At 65.3% G+C, this 8166-nt stretch carries 8 protein-coding genes and 1 riboswitch; of the genes, 2 read left to right on the top strand and 6 right to left on the bottom strand.

Annotated features, from left to right (window positions below; all coding sequences use genetic code 11):
- Window positions 1-193 precede the first annotated feature (193 nt).
- The 3 genes from msrQ to clpB form a co-directional block, all read right to left on the bottom strand.
- Complete coding sequence (gene msrQ / locus PIJ50_RS04050) at window positions 194-790, bottom strand: protein-methionine-sulfoxide reductase heme-binding subunit MsrQ (protein WP_271972899.1); 597 nt, start codon at window positions 788-790, stop codon at window positions 194-196.
- A complete protein-coding gene (gene msrP, locus PIJ50_RS04045) occupies window positions 791-1693 on the bottom strand; it encodes a protein-methionine-sulfoxide reductase catalytic subunit MsrP (RefSeq protein ID WP_271972897.1) in 903 nt (300 codons plus the stop codon).
- A gap of 102 nt (window positions 1694-1795) precedes the next feature.
- Window positions 1796-4405 (bottom strand): ATP-dependent chaperone ClpB, encoded by a 2610-nt coding sequence (clpB, locus tag PIJ50_RS04040; RefSeq protein ID WP_271972895.1) that lies wholly within the window; start codon window positions 4403-4405, stop codon window positions 1796-1798.
- 212 nt (window positions 4406-4617) lie between these two features.
- Between clpB and PIJ50_RS04035 the strand changes: the two genes are divergently transcribed.
- Complete coding sequence (locus PIJ50_RS04035) at window positions 4618-4851, top strand: hypothetical protein (RefSeq protein WP_271972893.1); 234 nt, start codon at window positions 4618-4620, stop codon at window positions 4849-4851.
- Here the strand turns inward: PIJ50_RS04035 and PIJ50_RS04030 are convergent.
- Complete coding sequence (locus PIJ50_RS04030; RefSeq protein ID WP_271972891.1) at window positions 4848-5615, bottom strand: hypothetical protein; 768 nt, start codon at window positions 5613-5615, stop codon at window positions 4848-4850. The two genes, PIJ50_RS04035 and PIJ50_RS04030, sit on opposite strands and share 4 nt — an antisense overlap.
- A 117-nt stretch (window positions 5616-5732) precedes the next feature.
- On the opposite strand from PIJ50_RS04030, the gene pyrF reads away from it, so the two are divergent.
- On the top strand, window positions 5733-6422 hold the full coding sequence (gene pyrF / locus PIJ50_RS04025) for an orotidine-5'-phosphate decarboxylase (RefSeq protein WP_271972889.1): 690 nt from the start codon (window positions 5733-5735) through the stop codon (window positions 6420-6422).
- Between the two features lie 45 nt (window positions 6423-6467).
- On the opposite strand, the gene PIJ50_RS04020 is transcribed toward pyrF, so the two are convergent.
- Window positions 6468-6764 (bottom strand): hypothetical protein, encoded by a 297-nt coding sequence (locus tag PIJ50_RS04020; protein WP_271972888.1) that lies wholly within the window; start codon window positions 6762-6764, stop codon window positions 6468-6470.
- 90 nt (window positions 6765-6854) lie between these two features.
- On the bottom strand, window positions 6855-7964 hold the full coding sequence (gene aroC / locus PIJ50_RS04015; protein ID WP_271972886.1) for a chorismate synthase: 1110 nt from the start codon (window positions 7962-7964) through the stop codon (window positions 6855-6857).
- A gap of 93 nt (window positions 7965-8057) precedes the next feature.
- Window positions 8058-8153, top strand: a riboswitch (TPP riboswitch).
- The last annotated feature ends 13 nt before the right edge of the window (window positions 8154-8166 follow it).

The following is an 8166-nucleotide window of genomic DNA, read 5'->3' as shown; positions in this document are numbered from 1 at the left end:
TTCCACAGTCAACAAGCTTCCGTTCCCGTCCGCCGCCTTCCGTCCCAAGCGTCTCCGCTTCGGTGAGGCGGTATCTACGGAGACTCAGACGAACCCGCAAGAGAGAAAATGCGAAAATCGTGCGACAGGCTGCAGAAAAGTTAATCAGCACCACATGTAGTATAAGAAGCGGTCCTGAACACTATGTGGTAGCTTACGGCCAGCTGAAGGCCCGGTGCGTGGCCCGAAGCGCCAGCAGAATCACGATGGCGGTGAAGTAGATCAGGGCCTCCCCGATCCAGACCTTTCCCACCAGAAGGTAGTGCAGCCCCCCCGCCACCGCCGCCACATAGACAAGATGATGCAGCTTCTGCCAGCGCGCCTTCAGCCACCGGATCGACCGGTTGTTGGAGGTCGCGGCCAGTGGCACCAGAAGAAGAAGCGCCAGCATCCCGATCGTGATGTAGGGCCGCCGGAGAATGTCGCTCCACGCCTGCGACCAGTTCAGCTGGATGTCCAGAAACAGCCAGGCCGACAGGTGCAGCATCGCATAGAAGAACGCGACCAACCCCACCGCCCGCCGGAACCGGACAAGGTTGATCCCGGTCAGCCAACGCAAGGGGCTGATCGCCAGCCCCGCCACGATCCATTGCAGCGCGCGCAGGCCCAGATCGTGTTCCACCGTTCGCACGGGATCCACGCCCAGATCGCCCAGCACGCCGCGCGTGACCAGCCAGGCCAGCGGGATCAGTCCCAGCAGATAGACCGCCCAGGGCGGGACACGGCGCAAGGCATTCTGAAGGGCCTGCACTCAGTAATCCCTCGACAGGTCCTGCCCCTTGTAAAGGCCGGCCACCTGATCGCCGTAGCCGTTGAACATGATCGTGTCCTGACGGCTGTTGAACAGGCCGCCCCCGATCCGCCGTTCGGTCGCCTGAGACCAGCGGGGATGGCTGACGTTCGGGTTCACGTTGGCGTAGAAGCCGTATTCGCGATAGTTGGTCTGCTTCCACGTCGTGTCCGGCTGATCGGCCACGAGGCTGATGCGCACCACGCTCTTGATCGACTTGAAGCCGTATTTCCACGGAACGACCAGACGGATCGGCGCGCCGTTCTGCTTCGGCAACTCCTCTCCATACAGGCCCGTGGCCATCAGGGTCAGCGGATGCATCGCCTCGTCCAGCCTCAGGCCTTCGCGATAGGGCCAGTCGAGGAAGCCCTGACGCTGGCCCGGCATCTCGGACGGGCGCTGCAGGGTCTGGAAGGCGACATAGCGGGCGCCAGACTGCACCCCCACCTTGTTGAGGAGGTGCGACAGCTGGAAGCCATTCCATGGAATCACCATCGACCACGCTTCCACGCAGCGCAGCCGATAGATCCGCTCCTCGATCGGGCCCATCTTCAGGACGTCGGCCAGATCGTAGGTGCCCGGCCGATCCACCAGCCCGTCGATCTGGACGGACCAGGGATCGACCGTCAGCTGTCCCGCGTTCTGCGCCGGGTCGGTCTTGTCCAGGCCGAACTCGTAGAAGTTGTTGTAGTTGGTGATCTCTTCGAACGTGTTCTGTTTTTCCGAGGTCGAGTAGCCCGCGGCGAAGGCACCCTGCGCCATCATGGCAGCCGCGCCCGCCACCCCGCCCGCCATGATCTGCCGGCGGTTCAGGAACTGGGCCTTTGGGGTCACATCGGACCATTTCAGATCATTGCGGAACATGGGCGTCCTCCCTTTTGTCTGATGTTGGCTGAAAATGGCCAAGGACCAAGGAAATTCGCCTCACAAATGCGTAGGGCGCGGATCGCTCCGCGCCCCATGCGTTTAGTGCACCACCGCGTCCAGCGGCTTCTCCCTGCGGGAGGAGGAGACGCGGTCGCCGATGATCAGCCCCTCGGGGCCCGCGCTGACATGGATCACGGCGCCGTCCACCACGTCACCGGCCAGGATCATCTCGGCCAGCGGGTCCTGAATGTGGCGCTGGATCACCCGTTTCAGGGGACGCGCGCCGAAGACGGGATCGTAGCCTTCATCCGCCAGCCAGTCCTTGGCCGCCTGATCCAGATCCAGCACGATCTTGCGCTGCGCCAGACGCGCTTCCAGCCGGCGAAGCTGGATGTCGACGATGCCGCCCATGTCGGCCCGGCCCAGACGGTCGAAGATGATCGTCTCGTCCAGACGGTTCAGGAACTCGGGCCGGAAGTGCCCGCGCACCGCGTCCATCACCGCCGCCCGCGCCGCCGTGGAATCGCCCCCGTCCGGCAGAACGCTCAGCGCATGCGCGCCAAGGTTGGAGGTCAGCACGATCAGCGTCTGCTTGAAGTCCACCCGGCGGCCCTGACCGTCGGTCAGAACGCCATCGTCCAGAACCTGCAGCAGAACGTTGAACACATCCGGATGCGCCTTCTCCACCTCGTCGAACAGCACGACCTGATAGGGGCGGCGGCGGACGGCCTCGGTCAGCACCCCGCCTTCGTCATAGCCGACATAGCCGGGGGGCGCGCCGATCAGACGGGCGACGGCGTGCTTCTCCATGAACTCCGACATGTCGACGCGGACCATCGCCTGATCGTCGTTGAAGAGGTATTCCGCCACGGCCTTCGTCAGCTCCGTCTTCCCGACGCCGGTCGGTCCAAGGAACAGGAAGCTGCCCAAGGGACGGTTTTCGTCGTTCAGGCCCGCCCGCGCACGGCGAACGGCATTGGCCACGGCGGTCACCGCCTGACGCTGACCGACGACCCGGCGACCCAGCTCGTCCTCCATCTTCAACAGCTTCTCACGCTCGCCTTCCAGCATCTTGCTGGTCGGGATGCCGGTCCAGCGCTCCACCACCTCGGCGATCTGCTCGGGGCGGACGGCTTCCTCCACCATCAGCCCGTCACCCGCCTCAGCCTCAGCCAACTGCTTCTCCAGCCCCGGGATGGTGCCGTATTGCAGCTCGCCCGCCTTGGCGAAGTTGCCCTCCCGCTTGGCGACGTCCAGCTCGGCCCGCGCCCGGTCCAGCTGTTCCTGCGTGTTGCGCGAGGCTTGCAGCTTGTCCCGTTCAGCCTGCCACTTGGCGGCCATGGTCGCCGCGCGGTCACGCAGGTCGCCCAGATCCTTTTCCAGCCGTTCCAGACGGTCGACGCTGGCGGCGTCGTCCTCCTTCTTCAGGGCCTCCTGCTCGATCTGCATCTGCAGGATCTGGCGATCCAGCGCGTCGAGTTCCTCCGGCTTCGAATCCACCTCCATCCGCAGACGGGAGGCGGCCTCGTCCACCAAGTCGATCGCCTTGTCCGGCAGGAATCGGTCGGTAATATACCGATGCGACAGCGTCGCTGCCGCCACCAGGGCAGAGTCGCTGATCCGCACCCCGTGGTGCAGCTCGTACTTCTCCTTGATCCCGCGGAGGATGGAGATGGTGTCCTCCACGGTCGGCTCCTCCACCATCACCGGCTGGAACCGGCGGGCAAGGGCCGCATCCTTTTCAACATACTTGCGGTATTCATCCAGCGTGGTGGCACCGACGCAATGCAACTCACCCCGCGCCAGTGCAGGCTTGATCAGGTTCGCGGCATCCATCGCGCCATCGGCCTTCCCGGCACCGACCAGCGTGTGCATTTCGTCGATGAACAGGATGATTTCGCCCGCGGCGCCTTCGATCTCCTTCAGGATAGCCTTCAGCCGCTCCTCGAACTCACCGCGATACTTCGCACCGGCGATCAGCGCGCCCATGTCCAGCGCCATCAGACGCTTGTTGCGCAGGGATTCCGGCACGTCGCCGTCCACGATCCGCAGGGCGAGGCCTTCGGCGATGGCGGTCTTGCCCACGCCCGGCTCCCCGATCAGAACGGGGTTGTTCTTGGTGCGGCGGCTCAGCACCTGCATCGTGCGGCGGATCTCGTCGTCGCGGCCGATGATCGGGTCGATCTTGCCCTGCTCCGCGGACTCGGTCAGGTCGCGGGCGTATTTCTTCAGCGCGTCAAAGCTGTCTTCGGCACTCGCGCTATCGGCCGTCCGGCCCTTGCGGATATCGTTGATCGCGCTGTTCAGGGTCTGCGCCGACACGCCGCCCGCCACCAGCGCCTCCTTGGCCTTGGAGGACACCAGAACCAGCGCGGTCAGCACGCGTTCCACCGGGATGAAGCTGTCACCGGCTTTCTTGGCGACCTTCTCGGCCTCGTCCAGAACGCGGACGAGTGCCGGGTCCATGAAGGGCTGGGCGTCACCCGACACCTTCGGCAGCTTGCCGATGGAGGCTTCGACCGCCTCAACCACGCGGGCCGGTTCACCGCCCGCCCGGGCGATCAGGTTCGATGCCAGCCCCTGATCGTCGTCCATCAGGGCTTTCAGCAGATGTTCGGGCGCAAGCCGCTGGTGGCTTTCCCGCATCGCGATGGTCTGGGCCGCCTGAAGAAATCCGCGCGACCGCTCCGTGAACTTTTCCAAATTCATCGGTTGTCTTCTCCTTTTCACAAAGCCCCCGTCCGTCGACGCCCGGTTGCGGCGCGCCCATTGGCGGGTCTCTGTCCGGAAAATGCGCAGTCCTTGTAACGGTTTCAAGATGCTGCCCCGCCTCACCACGGCGTGAATGCAACAGTTTTCGCCGATCGGGAACAAAATCCAAAAAAGGTGGTTGACACCCTGAAATGACCAAGGACACTGCCATGCGTATTTTGTCTGCCGAGATTGAACATGCCCGCTATGCCCGCGACTTCGGTCAGGTCGAAGCGATGATCACCCTTCTTGTGAAGGAAGAGGGACGTCCCGTTCCGTTTGAGGTCCACATCCGCACGGCGGAACCGTCGAACGGGGAAAACCTGCGCCAGCGCCTTCTGGACAGCGCGAAATCCCTCTACGCCGCCCGCGTGACGGCACCGCGCTTCGACACGGCCGCCTAACGTTTCTTCGTAACGACCAGGGCCGGCGGACGTAACGCTTCCGCCGCCTTGAAGAGGGAGAAGGTCTGGTTGACGTAGTTCACCACCCCCGAGATCTTCTCCAGATACCCCGACAGCTCCTCAGTGCGTTCGACCTCCACGACCTGAACCGGGCGGTCGGGGCCCTCCCCCTCGAACTGAACATAAAACAACGGCTCCCCCCGCTTCAGGACGATGTCCCGGGCGGTGTCATGCCATTCGAACGCCCACATCAACGGGCGTGGCCAGATGTCGATGGGAAACCGCCCCCCGAAGATCGTCCCCGGCAGCGGTTCGGAGCGGTAATGCGCGAAGGTGCCGATCTGGTTCAGATACACCAGTTCATCCGCGATGAAACAGTAGGGCAACGTCAGCTGCACGGTCGGGCGATCCGGAAACCGCCATTCATTCTCGTTCACGATGGTCAGCAGCTCGTTCAGCTTGCCGGACCGGACGGGGCTGGCCGCGCCCAGCCGGTTGATCAGATGCGGCTTGCCCTTGTCGTCCCGCCCGAAGCCCAGATGCAGGTCATAGGGGCACTTCACCACGAAATAGCGGCTTTCCATCTGCACCACCGCCGGGCACCGCGCGGCGGACTTCGCGTGCCCCCGATTTGGCGGGCGCTGCACCAGCCGTTCGGGCGGGTCGAACAGCACCGCCCCCTTGTCCGAGGTCAGGAACCACCCCACCACAATCGGGCCGGAGCGGGGGCCTTCGGGCCGGTCATGGGTGATCGTGATCTGCATGCCTTCGCCTTTTTTTCCCATGGATCACCGGGGACACCGCGCTGTCAACGCTTTCAGCGTTGACAGATGAACGGGATCAGCCCATCCCCTCGCCCGTCCCAAGCCCAGAGGTGTTCCATGTCCAACGATCGTCTTATCGTAGCGCTTGATGTGCCCAACGTCGTGCAGGGTCTGGCCCTGGCCGACCGTCTGGGGGACGCGGTGTCCTTCTACAAGATCGGGCTGGGCATGCTGACCGGCGGCGGTTTCGCCTTGGCGAACGAACTGAAGCACGAACGCGGCAAGCGCGTGTTCCTTGACATGAAACTGTTCGACATCGGCGCCACGGTGGAAGCCGCCGTGCGTGGCATCGCCCAGCACGGGCTGGACTTCCTGACGGTGCATGGCGACCCGCAGGTGGTCCGCGCCGCGGCCGAGGGGAAGGCCGGGACCGACACCAAGATCCTGGCGGTGACGATCCTGACCTCTCTCGACCGTGCGGATCTGGACGCGAACCTGATCCGGCCCGGCGATTTGGCCGAGATCACGGTGGAACGCGCGGCCCGCGCGCTGGCGGCCGGGGCGGACGGCGTCATCGCCTCGCCCCAGGAGGCGGCGCGGATCCGCGCTCTCCCCGAGGCGCGCGGCAAGCTGATCGTGACCCCCGGCGTGCGACCCGCAGGGGCGGCGTTGGGCGACCAGAAGCGTGTGGCGACACCCGCGCAGGCCATGGTGGACGGGGTGGACCACATCGTCGTCGGGCGCCCGATCTGGCAGGCGGCCGATCCCGCCGCCGCCGCCCGTGCCGTTCTGGCCGAACTGACCTAAGAAAAAGGGCGGTCCGAAGACCGCCCCTTTCACATTATTAAGCCCTTACTGGGCGTTCGTCGCAGGTCCGCCTTGCGGCGAGACGCCATCGGTGGCGTTCGGGGTGACTGCCGCATCCGGCATGGTCGCATTCGGCGTGGCCGGAGCCGTTGCAGGGGCTTCCTGCATGGCCGACGGGGCCGTCGTCGTCGCATCGTCGCCGCCCGAGAAGGCGAACCACAGGATCGCCAGCAGAGCGATGACGGCGGCCACGATCAGGAAGATGGAACTGCCCGAGCGTTCCGCGCGAACGGTCTTGGGTTGGGTACGGTCAAGGTCACGGTCGTTGCGATAATCAGCCATGAAGTCTCTCCTTGGTCTGTCTGACATGAGAACGTCACATCCCTGTGTTTGTTCCCCGTCCGCGCCGTGATTCCTTGTCCACCTGTCTGATCACCCGCGCGGGCCAACCGTTCCCCGCACCCCGCCCGTCTGACCGCGATCGCGCAGAAGATGGTCCAGAAGGACGCAGGCCATCATCGCCTCCCCCACCGGAACGGCGCGAATGCCGACGCACGGGTCGTGCCGGCCCTTGGTGACCAGATCCACCTCATCCCCCGCCAGGTTCACCGTCTGGCGCGGCGTCAGGATCGAGGATGTCGGCTTCACCGCAAAGCGCACCACCACGTCCTGCCCGGTAGAAATCCCGCCCAGGATGCCGCCCGCATGGTTCGACAGGAACTGCGCGCCGTCGGTCCCCATCCGCATCTCGTCCGCGTTTTCGCGGCCGGTCAGGGTGGCGGCGGCCATGCCCTCGCCGATCTCCACCGCCTTTACGGCGTTGATGGACATCATCGCCGCCGCAAGGTCCGTGTCCAGCTTGCCATAGATCGGCGCGCCCAATCCCGCCGGCACGCCCGAGGCCACGACCTCGATCACCGCGCCCACGGAATCATGCGCCTTGCGCAGGTCGTCCAGATACCGGGCCCAGTGATCGGCCATGACGGGATCAGGGCACCAGAAGGGGTTGCGTTCCACCTCGGCCAGATCGGCGCGGGTCCGGTCGATAGCGTGCGGGCCCATCTGCACCATCAGCCCGGTGATCCGCAGGTCCGGCACCAGCGCCGCCAGCGCTGCGCGGGCCACGCCGCCCGCCGCCACCCGCGCCGCCGTTTCGCGGGCCGAGGATCGACCGCCACCGCGATAATCGCGCACCCCGTATTTCAGATGATAGGCCAGGTCGGCATGGCCGGGGCGGAAGCTGGTGGCGATGTCGCCGTAATCCTTGGACCGCTGGTCCGTGTTCTCGATCATCAGCTGGATCGGGGTGCCGGTCGACACGCCCTCGAACACGCCGGACAGGATCTTCACCTCGTCCGCCTCGCGCCGCTGGGTGGTGAAGCGGCTGGTGCCCGGCTTGCGGCGGTCCAGCCAGTGCTGGATCTCCGACGCCTCGATCTTCACGCCGGGGGGGCAGCCGTCCACCGTGGCGCCCAGCGCGGGGCCGTGGCTTTCGCCCCAGGTGGTGACGCGGAACAGGTGGCCGAAGGTGTTGAAGCTCATGTCGGATCTCCTTGCCCCCGCAGCCATAAGACAAAGGCGCCCGCCGGAAAACCCGTTTCGCGCTGGACAGGGCGGGGGCCGGCTTCTAGATCGAAGGGAACCTCGGGGTGCCTTCGGGCTGAGATGCGATGCGAACCCGTCGAACCTGAACCGGATCACGCCGGCGGAGGGAAGGTGCAGCGCAAGCCCTCTTTCTGCCGGA

It is taken from the genome of Falsirhodobacter sp. 20TX0035 (assembly GCF_028307215.1).
In the GTDB taxonomy this organism is placed as follows: Bacteria; Pseudomonadota; Alphaproteobacteria; order Rhodobacterales; family Rhodobacteraceae; genus Falsirhodobacter.
Note: the sequence above shows the minus strand (reverse complement) of the source record. Positions and strands in the feature narration are given on the sequence as shown.

Excerpts from the sequence above, each read along its gene's own strand:
- PIJ50_RS04030 (WP_271972891.1), bottom strand. The coding sequence starts at position 5,615 with ATGCAGATCACGATCACCCATGACCGGCCCGAAGGCCCCCGCTCCGGC.
- PIJ50_RS04035 (WP_271972893.1), top strand. The coding sequence starts at position 4,618 with ATGCGTATTTTGTCTGCCGAGATTGAACATGCCCGCTATGCCCGCGAC.
- aroC (WP_271972886.1), bottom strand. The coding sequence starts at position 7,964 with ATGAGCTTCAACACCTTCGGCCACCTGTTCCGCGTCACCACCTGGGGC.
- clpB (WP_271972895.1), bottom strand. The coding sequence starts at position 4,405 with ATGAATTTGGAAAAGTTCACGGAGCGGTCGCGCGGATTTCTTCAGGCG.
- msrP (WP_271972897.1), bottom strand. The coding sequence starts at position 1,693 with ATGTTCCGCAATGATCTGAAATGGTCCGATGTGACCCCAAAGGCCCAG.
- PIJ50_RS04020 (WP_271972888.1), bottom strand. The coding sequence starts at position 6,764 with ATGGCTGATTATCGCAACGACCGTGACCTTGACCGTACCCAACCCAAG.
- pyrF (WP_271972889.1), top strand. The coding sequence starts at position 5,733 with ATGTCCAACGATCGTCTTATCGTAGCGCTTGATGTGCCCAACGTCGTG.